The 15497-nt window shown below is 54.3% G+C and carries 11 protein-coding genes; 9 read left to right on the top strand and 2 right to left on the bottom strand.

Annotated features, from left to right (window positions below; genetic code table 11):
- Positions 1 to 80: 80 nt before the first annotated feature.
- From GM556_RS06970 to GM556_RS06955, 4 genes are read left to right on the top strand one after another with little or no spacing between them, the layout of a single operon-like run.
- Positions 81 to 2156, top strand: coding sequence for a DNA polymerase III subunit gamma/tau (locus tag GM556_RS06970; RefSeq protein ID WP_370513607.1), 2076 nt, complete (start codon positions 81 to 83; stop codon positions 2154 to 2156).
- Positions 2157 to 2183: 27 nt separating this feature from the next.
- A complete protein-coding gene (locus GM556_RS06965; RefSeq protein WP_155579658.1) occupies positions 2184 to 2507 on the top strand; it encodes a YbaB/EbfC family nucleoid-associated protein in 324 nt (107 codons plus the stop codon).
- Between the two features lie 22 nt (positions 2508 to 2529).
- Positions 2530 to 3126 carry a recombination mediator RecR gene (gene recR / locus GM556_RS06960; RefSeq protein WP_099027015.1) on the top strand — a complete coding sequence of 199 codons (597 nt, stop codon included), beginning with the start codon at positions 2530 to 2532 and terminating at the stop codon, positions 3124 to 3126.
- A gap of 1 nt (position 3127) precedes the next feature.
- Positions 3128 to 3880: an SDR family oxidoreductase gene (locus GM556_RS06955; protein WP_099027014.1), complete on the top strand. Its 753-nt coding sequence runs from the start codon at positions 3128 to 3130 to the stop codon at positions 3878 to 3880.
- Here the strand turns inward: GM556_RS06955 and GM556_RS06950 are convergent.
- Together GM556_RS06950 and GM556_RS06945 are read right to left on the bottom strand one after the other, a co-directional pair.
- Positions 3816 to 4514, bottom strand: coding sequence for a hypothetical protein (locus GM556_RS06950; RefSeq protein WP_155579657.1), 699 nt, complete (start codon positions 4512 to 4514; stop codon positions 3816 to 3818). The two genes, GM556_RS06955 and GM556_RS06950, sit on opposite strands and share 65 nt — an antisense overlap.
- Entirely contained in the window at positions 4501 to 4797 is a 297-nt protein-coding gene (locus tag GM556_RS06945) for an FYDLN acid domain-containing protein (RefSeq protein WP_155573835.1), read from the bottom strand. The genes GM556_RS06950 and GM556_RS06945 overlap by 14 nt, the downstream gene beginning before the upstream one ends.
- A gap of 166 nt (positions 4798 to 4963) precedes the next feature.
- On the opposite strand from GM556_RS06945, the gene aroA reads away from it, so the two are divergent.
- The 5 genes from aroA (at position 4964) to GM556_RS06920 (ending at position 15482) form a co-directional block, all read left to right on the top strand.
- A complete protein-coding gene (gene aroA, locus GM556_RS06940) occupies positions 4964 to 6292 on the top strand; it encodes a 3-phosphoshikimate 1-carboxyvinyltransferase (RefSeq protein ID WP_099027012.1) in 1329 nt (442 codons plus the stop codon).
- The gene (cmk, locus tag GM556_RS06935) at positions 6289 to 6942 is read left to right on the top strand and encodes a (d)CMP kinase (RefSeq protein ID WP_196424786.1); all 654 of its coding nucleotides are present in this window, start codon (positions 6289 to 6291) and stop codon (positions 6940 to 6942) included. The genes aroA and cmk overlap by 4 nt, the downstream gene beginning before the upstream one ends.
- A 248-nt stretch (positions 6943 to 7190) precedes the next feature.
- Complete coding sequence (rpsA, locus tag GM556_RS06930; protein ID WP_155573834.1) at positions 7191 to 8900, top strand: 30S ribosomal protein S1; 1710 nt, start codon at positions 7191 to 7193, stop codon at positions 8898 to 8900.
- Positions 8901 to 9084: 184 nt separating this feature from the next.
- Positions 9085 to 12465, top strand: a complete 3381-nt coding sequence (locus GM556_RS06925) for a glycosyltransferase (RefSeq protein ID WP_155579656.1) — start codon at positions 9085 to 9087, stop codon at positions 12463 to 12465.
- On the top strand, positions 12462 to 15482 hold the full coding sequence (locus GM556_RS06920; protein WP_230873324.1) for a glycosyltransferase: 3021 nt from the start codon (positions 12462 to 12464) through the stop codon (positions 15480 to 15482). The genes GM556_RS06925 and GM556_RS06920 overlap by 4 nt, the downstream gene beginning before the upstream one ends.
- The last annotated feature ends 15 nt before the right edge of the window (positions 15483 to 15497 follow it).

Here is a 15497-nt window from a genome sequence, read left to right as displayed (position 1 = left end):
TACAAAGTCTGCAGGCTTAGAGAAATGCCCTCCGCGTGGTCTTTTCCAGAACATGAGAGCTGTGGGAGGCCAGAACAGCCGTGACGGATGATGATGCTTTGCCCCTTCCCCCGGAAGAAGGTGGTGCAGGCTTTTTTGGTGATGCTGCCCCGCTGGAGGCTGCTCCCTCGGCAGGGGAGGGTACGCCTTATCGTGTTTTAGCGCGTAAATATCGCCCCCAAACATTTGATGACCTCATCGGCCAAGAGAGTTTAGTCCGTATTTTACGGCGGGCTTTTGCTGTGGGGCGTGTGGCACATGCCTTTATGCTGACAGGGGTGCGCGGTGTGGGTAAGACCACAACCGCTCGGATTATTGCCCGCGCGCTTAATTGTGTCGGGCCAGATGGTAAAGGCGGCCCAACAGCGGAGCCATGCGGAGTTTGCCCTAATTGTAAGGCTATTTTGGCGGACCGTCACCCCGATGTGTTGGAGATGGACGCAGCCTCTCGCACAGGTGTGGATGATGTGCGCGAGATTATTGAGGCCTCCCGCTTCCGCCCCATGCAGGCGCGGATGAAGGTCTTTGTTATTGACGAAGTGCATATGCTCTCGCGCAATGCGTTTAACGCGTTGCTTAAAACGCTAGAGGAACCTCCCGCGCAGGTAACGTTCATTTTCGCTACGACAGAATTGCGGAAGGTTCCTGTCACGGTCTTATCGCGCTGTCAGCGTTTTGACCTCCAACGTGTACCGCAAGCTATGTTGGCTGAGCATTTTGCGCGCATTGCCCAAAAAGAAGGGGCAACGCTGGAGGAAGGGGCTTTATCGCTCATCGCGCGTGCAGCTGATGGTTCGGTGCGTGATGGGTTGTCATTGCTTGACCAAGCGATTGCCCAAGGGGCGTCCGATACTGCTGCGGTAGCGGATATGCTTGGTCTAGCAGACCGTGGCTTGGTGTTCGACCTCTTAGAGGCGGCTTTGCGTGGGCAGGTGGCTGAGGTCCTCACCATGGCAGGGCAAGCCTATGCCCGGGGGGCAGACCTTGGCGTGTTGCTGACCGATGTGCTGGATGTGCTGCATCTGCTCTCGCGCCTTAAGGCCCTGCCTAGCCTGCGCGAAGGGAACGAACTGCCAGAGATGGAGCGTGTTCGTGGTGGGGTGATTATTGAGCATGTCGGGGCGAGCGTTTTAGGTCGTGCATGGCAATTAGTGCTGAAAGGTCTGGCAGAGGTCGATATGGCCCCCGACCGCCGTCAAGCGGCTGAGATGGTTTTGATTCGCCTCTGCCATGCAAGTTTACTGCCAACCCCTGCACATTTGGTGCGTCAGTTGCAGGAGGTTCCCGCAGCAGAGCTTCATAAAACGGCGGGAGGAGCGCACCCAAACGGGCCATCTGGTGGGGCGTCACCTCGTGGGGCGGCAGGGCCAGCGGAGCATATGGGGCAACAGCAGCCCCCAAGCCGTGCCGTGGCAACGCCTTCTTCTACAGCGTCTCATCAGGGGCAGAATGTACCTTCTGGCCCCGTAGTGCGGGGGAGTGCGATGGCGCAGCCACAGTCTGCTATGGAGGCAGAGGCGCAAACCAGCCCCGCCCCGCAGCCTTTGCGCTTAGCAACCGAGAATGGGAGCCCCGTTGCTGCACCAATCATGCCACAACCGACCCTAGGCGAGGCGGAAGGGAGTATTCCCCCCATGCCGCGTAGCTGGCGGGAAATGGTGGCGTTGGTAGGCCAGCAAAAAGAGGCGCATCTTCATGGTGTGTTGCGTCATTTGGGGCATTTGGTAGAGTTTGCCCCGCCCCGCGTTGTGTTGCGCATTGCTGATGAGGATAAGGAGCGTAAAAGGCAGGCTTTTCGGACGCTTATCGCGCTGTTAGAGCGGCTTTATCCCGGCCGGTGGGAGGTTCTGCCCTCCGAGGCGGCGGGGGAGCCGACATTAGATGAGCAGGGGGCGGAGATTATTGCTTTGCATAAGGATAAAGCAAAGCAACATCCGCTTGTTAAAGCGATTTTACAGCGTTTTCCCAAAGCAGAAATTGGCGAGGTGCGGGATCATACGTTGGATGATTATGGCCTCCCACCAGAGATGATTGTTCCATTAGGGGAGGATGTCCCCCCTGGTTTTGAGTTCGCCCCACCGGATGCCGATTATGCCGATGAGGATGAGTTTGAATAAGCAGCCCTTTTTTGGAGGAGTGATGTTATGAAGAATCTGGCTGGTATGATGAAGCAGGCCACCCAAATGCAAGCCCGCATGAAGGAAGCCCAAGCGAAGTTGGAACGCTTGGAGATCGAGGGTACGGCAGGTAATGGCCTTGTTCGTTTGAGCATGACGGGGAAAGGCGTGTTGAAAGCCATTACTATCGACCCCAAATTGGCAGACCCAGAGGATATGGGAACATTGCAGGATTTAATCCTGGCCGCTTTTGCTGATGCACGCACAAAGGTTGAAGCTACCAGTGCTGAGGAGATGAAGCAGGTGACAGGTGGGTTGCAGTTACCACCGGGCATGGACTTGCCCTTCTAAAAAGTGAGGACCATCATAGACCGTGCGTATAAGCCCTGAGATTGACGCTCTTATCACTCGTCTTGCCCGCTTACCCGGCCTTGGCCCACGCTCGGCACGGCGGGCGGCCTTAGCCCTTTTGCAAGCCCCAGAGACACGTTTACAGCCCTTGATGGGGGCGATGCAGCAGGCCGCGCAGACGATTCAAACCTGCCCAGAATGTGGCAATTTGGATAGCTGTAGCCCCTGCTCTCTTTGTGCGGACCCGCAGCGTGATGGGTCTGTCATTTGTGTGGTGGAGAGTGTGGGTGATTTATGGGCGTTGGAGCGTGCAGGGATGCATCGCGGGCGGTATCAGGTGTTAGGTGGGGTTCTTTCTGCTCTTTCAGGCTGTGGACCGGAGGATTTAAACCTTGAGGGCTTGATGAAGCATGTGGAGCAAGGCGCGGTGAAGGAGGTTATCCTTGCCCTAGGGGCCACGGTGGAAGGGGCAACAACGGCTCATTGGCTGCAAGAAAAGCTCGCCCCTTACCCGGTGATTGTGAGCCGGTTGGGTCATGGCGTCCCGATGGGCGGGGCGTTAGATGTGTTAGATGAAGGCACATTGGCTGCGGCTATGTCCTCACGCAAGGCGTTATAGGATGGTGGGTCTCTCGCCCCACATGCCGCGTGTGGCGTTAGTGACGGGTGGAGCGCGGCGTCTCGGCCGGGCAATGGTGGAGATGCTGGCAGCGGAAGGATTTGCCGTTGCTATCCATTATCGTAACAGCCGGGATGAGGCCGAAGCCCTATTGCGCCAGATTGGCGGGCGGGGCTGTGTGGTGCAGGCAGACCTTGCCGATGAGGCCGCCTTATTGCCGATGATGGAGCATGTTACCGCCCAGCTTGGCACGCTGGGGGTGCTCATCAATAATGCATCAGTGTTTGAGCGGGATGAGTTTGGCAGTGTGACGCGTCAGAGTTGGGATGCACATATGGAGCCAAATCTCCGTGCGCCTTTTGTGCTCTCCCAAGCCATGGCGGAGGCCCTGCCAGAGGGGGCTGAAGGTCTGATTGTGAATATGTTGGACCAACGCGTATGGAATCTCACGCCGCATTTTGTCAGCTATACAGTAGCGCGCTCTGCTTTATGGAGCTTGACGCGTACGATGGCTTTGGGGTTGGCCCCACGCGTGCGGGTAAATGCGATTGGCCCCGGCCCGGTCTTGCCGGCTGCTGGGCAGTCTTTGGAGCATTTTGAGGCGATGTGCCAGCGTACACCGCTGCATCGTGGGGCAGATGTTGAGGAAATTGCGGCGATTGCCCGCATGTTCCTCATGCTGCCATCTGTTACGGGGCAGATGCTCGCCCCTGATGGGGGACAACATTTAAATTGGTCGCCCCCGGCGTTGTAACAGGCGTTAGAGCCGCGCGGTTATAGCGTTCTATCAGATACGCCAAAGGCTTGCCGTCTGCTTTGCGGCGAAGAATGGCGCGATTTTCTATGATGATAAGCGGCGGGAGGCTCCCCATAGGGCGACTCAGACGTTGGCGATAGAAATGCCCTTCCCCCACAGCGCGGCCAAAGGGTGTATGACCATCGGCTAAAAGTGTGCGTGCTTGTGGGGTGAGGCGGTCTGGTAGGTAAAGATTCCACGCTTCGGAAAGTGCCGTACCTTCACAGAGGAGGAGCACATGGCGGGTGGTTAAGTGGCCATCAGAAGGGGCGTTGAGGGCATGACGTGCCTCATTATGGAGGGAAGCCGGAGCGTCTGCGCCTAATAAGCGTGCCGTTATGGGGATAGGGCAGCGTTGTTGTAACACAGCCGTGGCACTATCGCGTTGGTTTAGCTCTTGGGTGAGGGTGGCTATTGCGGTGGGCTGTGCCATGATGGGGAGCGGAATGGCAGCGCAGCCTAGAAAATGGGCAATAGAAAAAAGCCGCATCCAAGGGAGGATACGGCTTTTGCCGGGGAGGTGCGCAAGGGCCTCCCCTTTAGGGGGGCATGACCCCGGATGAGCATGAGAGCGTGATTTAGGAGTCGTCACGCTCATCTTTATCGGTTGAGACCTCAATATCTTTGCTGATATCATCGTCATCATCCAAATCATCATCCTCGCCTGTATCGAGGTCCACATCATCCTCGTGGTCCTCTTGGGAGAGGTTTTTGTCTTTCTCGTCTGCGAGTTCGTCCTCTTTCTTCAAGCGGGAGAGGTGGCTTGGCTGGGTTGTGCCGCATTTAGGGCAGACAACTGGCATGTTGTTGAGGTCATAAAAGCGCGCATTACAATCGACGCAAGTCCGTTTCAGACCGAGTTCTGGTTTTGCCATAATCTTGGAAGCCCGTATTGCCACAAAAGAGAAGTGTTTGGCCCATGCCACCGAAATGCCCGCCTGTCAAATCATTCATGATAAGGAAGGGGACAGACTTTTCCCTTTAGATGCTGTAACCTCGCAGAATCAAACGCTCTAAACCGAGATAATGTGACGTAAAATTATGACAGCACAACGCCCTTTGATAGTTTCCTCTGCTCCTGCTGGCTTAGCGGGGCGGGTCCGTGTGCCAGGGGATAAATCCATCAGCCATCGTGCCTTGATGTTCGCAGCCCTTGCAGAAGGACGGACGCACATTACCGGCTTATTGGAGGGAGAAGATGTTCTCCGCACGGCTGAGGCTATGCGCGCTTTAGGGGCCAAGGTAACACGCAAGGACACGCAATGGGTTGTGGAGGGCTGTGGCGTAGCTGGGCTTAAAGAGCCTGCCGATGTGCTGGATATGGGTAATTCTGGCACAGCAGCGCGGCTTTTGAGCGGTGTGCTGGCAACGCATCCTTTTATGAGCATCATGACAGGTGATGCCTCATTGCGCAGTCGGCCTATGGGGCGTGTGAGCGTGCCTTTGGCCGAGACAGGGGCGCGATTCGTCACCCGTGCGGGGCAGAAGCTGCCTATGGCTGTGGAGGGGACTGGTAAAGGCAAGCCATTGCATTATCGCTTGCCAGTGGCCTCGGCCCAAGTGAAGTCCGCTATCCTGCTCGCAGGGTTGAATTGCGAAGGAGAAACCGTGGTGGAGGAGCCCGCCCCGACGCGCGATCATACCGAGAATATGCTCCGTCATTTCGGCACAGAGGTGAAGGTGGAGGAGCTACCAGAGGCAGGGCGGCGCATCACGCTAAAAGGTCCAGCGCGTTTGGTGGCTCAGGATGTGTTGGTACCGGGGGATCCATCATCAGCGGCTTTCCCCGTTGTGGCGGCGTTGCTTGTGCCGGGGTCGTCCATTGTTATAGAGGCTGTGGGGCAGAATCCGTTACGTACAGGCCTCTTTAAAACCCTCAAGGAGATGGGGGCCTCACTAGAGATACGCGATGAGCGCATTGAGGGCGGGGAAGTCATTGGGGACCTTCATGTGCGCGCTGGGCGGCTAAAGGGTGTTGATGTACCTGCCATACGCGTGCCCTCCATGATTGATGAATATCCGATTCTCGCTGTGGCCTGTGCTTTTGCGGAGGGGACATCACGCTTGCGCGGCCTTGCCGAATTGCGGGTGAAGGAGAGTGACCGCCTCGCTTCCACCGTAGCGTTGCTAGAGGCAAATGGCGCAAAGGTGCAGGTGGAAGGTGATGATGTGATTATTGAGGGCCAAGCCCGCCTTCCCGGTGGAGGGCATGTGCAAACCCATATGGACCATCGTTTAGCGATGAGTGCTACCGTGTTAGGGCTTGCGGCAGAAAAACCCGTCCATATTGATGATACAGCGTTTATCGAGACGAGCTTCCCCGGTTTTGTGGCCTTGATGAATCACCTTGGTGCGGGGCTTACGGCATGAGCAAGCATGGCATGAAATACCCTATCATCGCGATTGATGGGCCTGCGGCGGCGGGGAAGGGGACATTAGCGCGGCAATTAGCGGAGGTACTGGCTTTGCCTTACCTTGATACCGGGTTGCTATACCGCGCTGTGGCTCGCCGTGTGCTAAACCAAGGCGGTGACCCCGCTCATGATGGGCCAGAGCAAGCTCGCCAGCTTATGCCAGAGGATATGCGCCGCGATGATTTACGCACGCCAGAGGTGGATCGTGCAGCCTCTCTCGTGGCAAAGGAGCCAGAGGTCCGCGCAGCGTTGCTAGAGCGGCAACGTCTCTTTGCCCGTGCGCGTGGCGCGGTTGTGGATGGGCGGGATATTGGTACGGTCGTCTTTCCCCAAGCTACGGCGAAGTTTTTTATTACGGCCTCGCCAGAGGTCCGCGCCCAGCGGCGTTACATCCAGCGTTATGGCCAGTCTTGTACCGATTCGGCAGCGTTAGCGGCGGAAGTGGCCGCCATTAATGCGCGCGATGGGCAGGATGCCTCACGTCAAACGGCTCCGCTTCGTCCTGCGGAGGATGCTGTGCAGATTTTGACTGATGGGCTTGATGCCGCTGCCGTGTTAGAGAAAGTATGCCAGATTTTGCAGGAGAAAGGGATTATTCGGGTGTGATTTCACACTTCGTTATTGACAGTCCCCCCTCCAAGCGTGTTGTGGTGGTAGCGTAATATTACACAACCCGTAATGTTACGGCCTTATATGCCTAAAACGGGAATATAAGGTATTGTGATGATGATAACTTCCACTCCGGGTTGTGGGGTTGGGAGGAGACGTTGTTCCTTGAGGCTTCGATAGTCGGGGGAATAGCGCATAGCTGAGTGTCGGGCATAGGCTGCGACGCTCTGGAATGCTGGAAATACATGGCTTCTGCCACTCAGAATACACCGGAACACGGTAAAGAAGATTTTGCAGCCCTGTTGGAAGAGACATTGGGCAGCGACAGTGCGTTTGATGGCACTGTTGTCCGCGGTCGCGTTATCCGCCTGACGGATGACCATGTGATTGTGGATGTTGGCCTCAAGAGTGAAGGCCGTGTGGCTCTGCGTGAGTTTGGCCCGCCGGGTGCAACACCGGACATTAAGCCGGGCGATGAGTTTGAGCTGTTCATTGAACGCTACGAGGATCGCGATGGCTCCATCGTTCTTTCACGCGAGAAGGCTCGCCGTGAAGAAGCATGGACCGCACTAGAAGGCGCATTCGCTCATAATCAGCGTGTTAATGGCACGATTTATGGTCGCGTGAAGGGTGGTTTCACGGTGGATCTAGGCGGGGCGATGGCCTTCTTGCCGGGTAGCCAGGTGGATATCCGCCCCGTGCGTGATGTCGGGCCGTTGATGGGCCAGCCGCAGCCTTTCCAGATTCTGAAGATGGATCGTGCGCGTGGTAACATTGTCGTCTCCCGCCGCGCTGTGCTGGAGGAGACCCGTGCCGAGCAGCGTTCTGAGTTGATTCAGGGCCTGAAGGAAGGGATGATCCTTGATGGCGTGGTCAAGAACATCACCGATTACGGTGCGTTCGTTGATCTCGGCGGTGTGGATGGTCTGCTGCATGTGACAGATATTGCGTGGAAGCGCATTAATCATCCGTCCGAAGCGTTGCAGATTGGCCAGCCCGTTCGCGTGCAGGTGATTCGCTTTAACTCCGATACACAGCGTATCTCCTTGGGGATGAAGCAGCTTGAGGCTGACCCATGGGAGAATGTGGCTGTTAAGTATCCTGTCAATGCGCGCTTTACAGGCCGCGTGACCAACATCACCGATTACGGTGCATTTGTTGAGCTGGAGCCGGGCGTTGAAGGTCTGGTTCATGTCTCTGAGATGTCCTGGACGAAGAAGAACGTCCATCCGGGCAAGATCGTGGCTACCTCTCAGGAGGTTGAGGTCATGGTGCTGGATGTCGATAGCGCAAAACGCCGTATCTCTCTGGGGCTGAAGCAAGTTCAGCGCAATCCTTGGGAGCAGTTCGCTGAGGAGCATAAAGTTGGCTCCATCATCGAAGGTGAGATCCGCAACATCACAGAGTTCGGCCTGTTCATTGGTCTGTCTGCCGATATTGATGGCATGGTCCATATGTCCGACCTCTCTTGGGATGAGTCCGGCGAGGAGGTCATGAAGCGTTACGACAAGGGCCAAGTCGTTCAGGCTAAGGTTCTTGACGTTGATGCTGAGAAAGAGCGTATCTCTCTCGGTATTAAACAGCTTCAGGAAGACCCTGCTGCCGATGTGCTGGAGCGCATTAATAAAGGTGATGTCGTAACCTGTGTTGTGACTGCTGTGCAGAGCAACGGGATCGAGGTCAAGGTTGATGATGTGCTGACAGGCTTCATCCGCCGTGGTGAGCTGGCCCGCGATAAGAGCGAGCAGCGTCCAGAGCGTTTTGCCGTTGGTGAGAAGGTCGATGCCAAGGTTGTTGGCCTAGACCGTGCTTCTCGTAAGCTGGCATTGACGATTCGCGGTCGTGAGGTTGAGGAAGATAAACAAGCCATTGATGAGTATGGTTCTTCTGATTCCGGGGCGTCTTTGGGTGATATTCTGGGTGCGGCTATTCGTCGTCGTAGCTCAGAGGACTGAGGCGTCTAACCTAAAGCAGGGAGGGGGCTTGCGTCTTTCCCCTGTCTAAGGCGATAAGGGGGTGGCCGGTTGTGGTCACCCTCTTGTTGTTTCATCCTAATAAGAGTGATAAATCGCCGCTTAGTAATGAAATGAGATGGGCATTCGCTGCATGATGCAATATTTTTGGAGCGCGGAGTTATAAATGGCGGTTATCTACAATACGAATTATACACATAATCCGAATGCCTATTTGACCCTCGCTATTCAGCGTGCGGCAGAGGATCTGTTCGGCAAAGAGAATATCTTTGTTGCTGATAATATGAGCCTTGCTGGGGTTGCGGCCTCTGGTCAGCATGACACGTTGCTTTGTATTGATGGTCAGCGGCTTAATCAGGCTTTGATTCGCCGTGTGCGTCCTGCCTTTAAGACTGTAATTTTATGGACGTTTGAAGATCCCTTTATGAGGGAGTTTAACGCCCAAGCAGCTTCGTTATTTGATTATATCTTTACTAATGATCCTTCTTGCGTAGAGGCTTATCAGGGTAAGGGGCATTATCTCCCGCTTGCGGCAAGCCAGAGTCTGCATGAGCGCAAAGTGCGGGCATTGCCTGATTGCGATTATGATTTGTTTTTTGCTGGAACAATGTGGCCTAACCGCGTACGGACCTTGCGGCGTGTTTTGGCGAGCTTTCCGGATGTTCGGTTAAAGTTAGTATGTCCCGGTAACGAGTTTTTACCCCCTCTGCCAGAGGATATTGCAGCCCTTGCTTTGCAACGGCCTGTAAGTCATGAAGCGTTTATTGACTTTGCTAATGTAAGTGCTGTCGCGCTGACGATGTTCCGTGATTATGCAAGTCATGGTGATGTCAGCCAAGCGACAGCACCCGGCCCTCGTTATTTTGAGCTGGGATTAGCGGGTACGGCGCAAGTGGTCGAAGTTGCGCCGGGGATGGATGCTAATTGCTTTAAAAGCGTAGAGGGTGTTCATCTCGCTCATAATGATGATGAGGTTGTCGAGAACATCGCACGGCTCCTCGATAATGCGGCCTTGCGGAAACGCTCTGCCGTTAGTGCTCAGGAAGCTGTTTTAAAACAGCATCTTTATGAGCATCGCTTGCAAAAAATCCAAGAGATTACAAAGGCGGAGTTTAAGCGGACTTTTCCAGCGGATGTTCTGTCCAGCCCCCGGCGTAGCCGTTTGCGTGTGTTGATGTGTACGCATTCCACAATTCATGAGCAAGTGTGGGGTGGGGTAGAGGTTTATCAGCGGGAGTTGTGCGCAGCTCTTGGGCGTGAGGTTGAGTTTTATTTCTGGCTAAGGCGGGGGGCGTTTTGTCGTCTTCTCTCTGCTAATGGGCATGAGCTAGAACGCTTTGATATTGCTGAGCATGACTGGCAAGATATTGTGTGCGATGCGCAGGAGGAGACGGCGTTCTCCAGCGTGTTGAGTCAATATAATATTGATGTTGTTCATTTCCAGCATCTTGGCCACCATGCGTTGTCATTGCCGTTAATTGCAAAAGCCAATGGGACGGGGGTGCTATTCTCCGCGCATGATTTTTGGCTTGTTTCCTCGCGTTATAACTTACTGAATCAAGATATGCGCTATGTTGAGGGGGAGTTTTACTCCGTCCTTGCAATGGATGTAATGCTCAAAATAGCTGAAGGGGTGGAATATGGCGGGGAGCAAACGCGCCGCGCCTTTATCGACCGGATGTTGCATCATGTTGATGCCATCATATTTGGGACAAACCATTCGCGTGACTTCATGCACCGGGTTTATCCTGTGCTGGATAAGAAGATTAGCTTGGTAAATGGGATTCCCAGCCCAGATGTGACGGTTCCAGTTGTTCCGAATAAATATGAGCCATTAGACCGCCGCCCTCTCGGTGTGGCGATTGTGGGTAATTTTGTACGAACAAAAGGGGCTGATACTGTCCTTGCCCTTATTGAGGCTGCCCATCCAGAGCATTTCCATTTTCATATCTTAGGGTACATTCACCCTGATTATCAGCCTGTGTTGGATGCGATGGAACGGCCTAATGTAACCGTTCATGGCCGGTATGATGTAGGCAGTACGGATGTGATGAAGCAGGCTGACGTTGCTTTGTTCTTGTCCATATGGCCGGAGACTTATTGCATTTCCCTCTCTGAGGCTTGGCAATATGGGCTTGTGCCTATTGTTACTGACGTTGGTGCGTTGCATGACCGCGTAACTGATGGGGTGAATGGTTATAAAATCCCCATTAGTCGGCCTGATATTGCTTTGGAACGATTGGAGCTTTTACGGTCTTCGGAAGAGATTCGTCATAAGATGATGAAGGCTATTGGGCCAGAGCTTTGGACGCATGAGGGTGATTATGCGGCGGGCTTGCTCAAGCTGTACCATGATCTTGCACCGCGGCGTGTCTTGGGTGTTTCGGAGTTAATGCTTGATGCAGGGCAGATCCATCTCTTGCCTATCCCATCATGGAAGCACCAAGCCCCGCCGCGGCATATTTTTGATCCACCACTTATTCGTGACCTCTCAGTAAGCTTGCCTGCACAGATTACGGATTGGTTCGCCATCCAAGGGGCGCAATGTTACTTGGATGATATTTGCCATCATGTGTTGGTTGAGGGTGCAGAGAAGACCTTTAAACCTGCTGATGAGTTTCATGTGCGTGGCTGGCTCTTCTTGCCTGATGTCAGTACCTCTGGGCAGGTCTATGTCGTGTTGATTAGTGAAGATGACCCTAGCTCGTTAATTTTCATGAAGGCAGAGCGCGAGATTCGGACGGATATTTCGGAGCTTTTCGGCAGCGAAGTGCCGCGGCGTTCTGGTTTTTCAGCGAAGGTAGCGTTGCGTGGGAAATGGTGTGAGGGACGTTACCGCATCGGCATTATCAATGTGATTAATGGTCGCGGAGCCTTCCAGCTTTTATCTTATGGGATAGAGGTGGAAGAAGGCCGGGTGCAGAAGATTCTCGCTGAAAAACCGGAGAATAGCGTCATTCTGGCTGATTTCTTCCGTGTGACAAATGGGGATACTGTGCTGCGTGGTGTGCCCTTAGCCCGCTTCCCACGGGGGCGGTTATTTGCTCAAGAACGTGGCGAGCAGCTTTATTTCTTAGATCGCTTCGAGGTCCTTGGCGTAGGGGATAAAGAGGCTGTAGCCGCCACGCCAGAGGAGGAGCGTGGGGCTTTAGCCTTGCGGGGTTGGAGCTTCCTTAATGGCTTTGGCCGTTCTGGCATGCTTTATGCAGCGATGGTGAGTGATGAGAGCGATAAAGTGGTTCTTTTCGCTTTGGAGCGGTTTGCGCGAGATGATGTGCGTATGGTTCACGGGGATGCACCGCTTTGCTCCGGTTTTGAGGGGATATTGCACCCTTGGAAAGGCCAATTACATGCGCTGACGGGGACATGGCGTTGTGCGTTGGTCAATATCATTGGGGAGGTGTTTAGCATGGTGGTGACGGACCACGTCGTGCATATGGCGGACGGGCGGTGTCAGTCTGTCCAACGTAAAGAGCCAAAGGTCCAGCATGTTGAGCGGGTGCGGGCTTTGGTGTCAGAGCTTGCTGACCAACAGCCGAGTTTATGACAGCTATGCTTCCGCCCCTAGAGACCATTCCCCAAGAGGGGCGTATCCCATGTTGGAGGAGGTTTGAGAGCGACTGGTATAGGTTACGCTACCCCGATGTGGCTGAGCTTATGGCTCAGCATGGCTATGATGATGTGCAGCGTTTTTATGAGGAAATAGGCTGCCATCGGGGCCATTCTCCTAATCGGTATTTTGATGAGATGTGGTACAGGCAGGCTTACCCGGAGGTTCGCCGTGGTCTGTTGGAGCGGCGTTGGCCATCCGGGTTTGCTCACTATTGTGCTGGTGGCTATAAGCGATGCTCCCCACATTGGTTGTTTGATGAAGCTGCCTATCGCCGCCGTTATGTCGCGTTAACGGGTCATTACCTTGCCGAGCAGGGCTTTTATAACGGGTATGATCATTACCTCTCTTATGGGGAGCAGCATGGCTTTAAGGCGGGGCCGTTTTGTGATGTCCGTCTCTTGCGGGCTATGGCGCGCCGTTATGAGGCATGGTTTGGCCCAGAAGGGTTATTAGCCTCATGGCTGGTTTTACCCTCTCATATTGCTGATGCCGCTCCAGCTTCATGGTATTTTGATGCCCCTTGGTATCTACAAACCTACCCAGAGGTGCAAGAGGCGATTGCAGCGGGGGAGTATAGTAATGCGTTGCATCATTATCTCACGAATCCCACACCGGAAGCGTTTAATCCCTCCCCGTGGTTTGATGAGGCTTATTACCGCGAGACATCGCCCGATATTCTGCCCTCTTTAGGGGGGGATGGTTTGCGTAATGGCTACGAGCATTTTGTGCGTTTTGGCGCGCATGAGGGGCGCAGCCCTGCAAAAGGGGTGGACCTTCATCGCTATAAGCAATGCCCGCTTGTATGGTTTGATTGCGATGGTGGGGTCTTTGAGAGCCCCTTTGCTCGTTTTGTGGCGGAGAAACATGGTCATGCTACACCGGCGGGGATAGATGACCCCGCAGTGTTGGAGGACCAAACACGTCAGCTTTTTCGTGATGATGCTGCGCTAGCATTGCCTCTCCTAGCACGTCAGAAGTTGGATTTCCGTGTGTGGGGGATGCCGGAGGTCAGCGTCATCATGGTGGTGCATGACCAGATAGACCTTACACTTCAGGCTCTTGCCTCTTTGCGGGGGAATTATGATGGGGCGATAGAGCTTATCCTTGTGGATTCTGGCTCTTGTGATGAAACAACGGGCTTAGAGGCGCTTGTGGAAGGGGCTATCATTCTGCGCCACAAGGTCAATATTGGGTATTTGTTGGGGTGTAATGAAGCCTTGGCTCATGTCACAGCCCCGGCGGTTTTATATCTTAATAATGATATTCGTTTGTACCCAGATGCGTTGCATCACGCTCTGAAGCGGCTTTACCGTGCGGAGACAACGGGGGCTGTGGCAGCGCGGCTTGTGCGGACGAATATGCAGCTGCAAGAGGCAGGGTCTATCATTTGGCGGGATGGTGCGACATATGGGTACCGCAGGCAGGATGACCCGAATATCCCAGAGGCTAGCTTTACGCGGGATGTTGATTATGGCTCGGCAGCGTTTTTGCTGGTTAAGGCGGGGTTGCTGCGCCGTTTAGGGGGGTATGATACGCGCTATTGGCCTGCTTATTTTGAGGATACGGATTTATGCGTTCGTCTCCAAAAAATTGGGGCGCGGATTGTGTATGAGCCATTGGCGATGGTTGAGCATTTGGAGTTTGGGAGTTCTGGCCAGAGTGGGTCGCATAGTTTGATCCAACGGCATTGGAAGGTCTTTGCCCAGCAACATCTGGAGTTCTTGCGTCATCAACAGCCTCGGCATATTCGCAATGCTCTTTTAGGGCGGGAGCGGCGCAGGCCGGATCGGCAGCGTGTGCTTTTGATAGAGGATCGAATCCCCTTGCGGGGGCTTGGCTCAGGTTATGTGCGTTCTAATGATATCGTGCGTGCGTTAGTAGCGTTGGATTATCATGTGACGGTCTTCCCCGTAATGCGCGAGCAACTGCCTGCCTTTTTGCTTTATCGGGACTTCCCAGAGGAGGTAGAGCTAGCCTTTGATCATGATATGTCCACCTTGCCAGCTTTCTTGGAGGAGCGTGCGGGTTATTATGATTTGCTGTGGGTGGGGCGGACTCATAATATGGCGCGCCTATTGCCAGTATTAAATGAAGCGAGCCGGTTTTTACCTCATTGTGGCTCTGTGTTGGATACAGAGGTTGTAGCGGCCCCAAGAACATTGTTGCAACAGGCGGTGACGGGCCTTTTGCCTGATGGAACGCCTGCGGCACCTGTTAAGGGTGAGGAGTATGAGCGAGCTTTGGATGCTCTCTTAACGGAGGAATTGCAAAGTGCCCATTACTGCCAGCAAATTATTGCCGTTACAGAGCATGATGCGGAGCTGATTCGCCGTGCAGGTTATGGCAATGTGATGGTGCTTGGCCATAGCATGGAGATTGCGCCAACGCCACGGCCTTATGCGGAGCGGCGGGATATTCTCTTTTTAGGGGCGTTTCATAGTGAGCAGTCGCCTAATTATGATAGTATGACGTGGTTTGTAGAGGAGGTTTTGCCGCATCTAAAGGCTTTGCCAGAGGATGTGTGTTTGCATATAGCAGGCTATGTTCACCCCTCTGTTGATATGACGGCGTTAGGGCAGCATCCGCGTGTGGAAATTATAGGCCCTGTGGAGGACTTAACCGCCCTTTTTGACACATACCGGGTTTTTGTTGCACCAACCCGCTTTGCGGGGGGGCTGCCGTTTAAAGTGCAGGAAGCGGCTGCACGGGGGGTGCCGATGGTAGTGACGGACTTGCTGCGGGAGGAGGTCGGCTGGCAAACGGAGGAAAGCCTTTTGAGCGTTCCTGCTGATGAGCCTATGGCCTTCGCAGTGGCGGTAGAACGGCTATATAATGATGAGGCATTATGGCAGCGGCTTCGTCGTTCTGCTTTAAAGGCTGTTCAGAAGGATACAGACCCGGAGCATTTCCGGCAGGCGTTACAACATATTATGCAAGCCTCCTTGGGCTAATAGGGCAGAGAGAGC

It is taken from the genome of Bombella sp. ESL0378 (genome assembly GCF_009725845.1).
Taxonomy (GTDB): Bacteria; Pseudomonadota; Alphaproteobacteria; order Acetobacterales; family Acetobacteraceae; genus Bombella; species Bombella pollinis.
This window is presented reverse-complemented; position numbering and strand designations above follow the sequence as displayed.

Bases quoted from the DNA above. Each gene is read 5' to 3' on its own strand.
- GM556_RS06965 (WP_155579658.1), top strand. From the start codon at position 2,184: ATGAAGAATCTGGCTGGTATGATGAAGCAGGCCACCCAAATGCAAGCC.
- GM556_RS06920 (WP_230873324.1), top strand. From the start codon at position 12,462: ATGACAGCTATGCTTCCGCCCCTAGAGACCATTCCCCAAGAGGGGCGT.
- GM556_RS06945 (WP_155573835.1), bottom strand. From the start codon at position 4,797: ATGGCAAAACCAGAACTCGGTCTGAAACGGACTTGCGTCGATTGTAAT.
- cmk (WP_196424786.1), top strand. From the start codon at position 6,289: ATGAGCAAGCATGGCATGAAATACCCTATCATCGCGATTGATGGGCCT.
- GM556_RS06955 (WP_099027014.1), top strand. From the start codon at position 3,128: ATGGTGGGTCTCTCGCCCCACATGCCGCGTGTGGCGTTAGTGACGGGT.
- rpsA (WP_155573834.1), top strand. From the start codon at position 7,191: ATGGCTTCTGCCACTCAGAATACACCGGAACACGGTAAAGAAGATTTT.
- aroA (WP_099027012.1), top strand. From the start codon at position 4,964: ATGACAGCACAACGCCCTTTGATAGTTTCCTCTGCTCCTGCTGGCTTA.
- GM556_RS06925 (WP_155579656.1), top strand. From the start codon at position 9,085: ATGGCGGTTATCTACAATACGAATTATACACATAATCCGAATGCCTAT.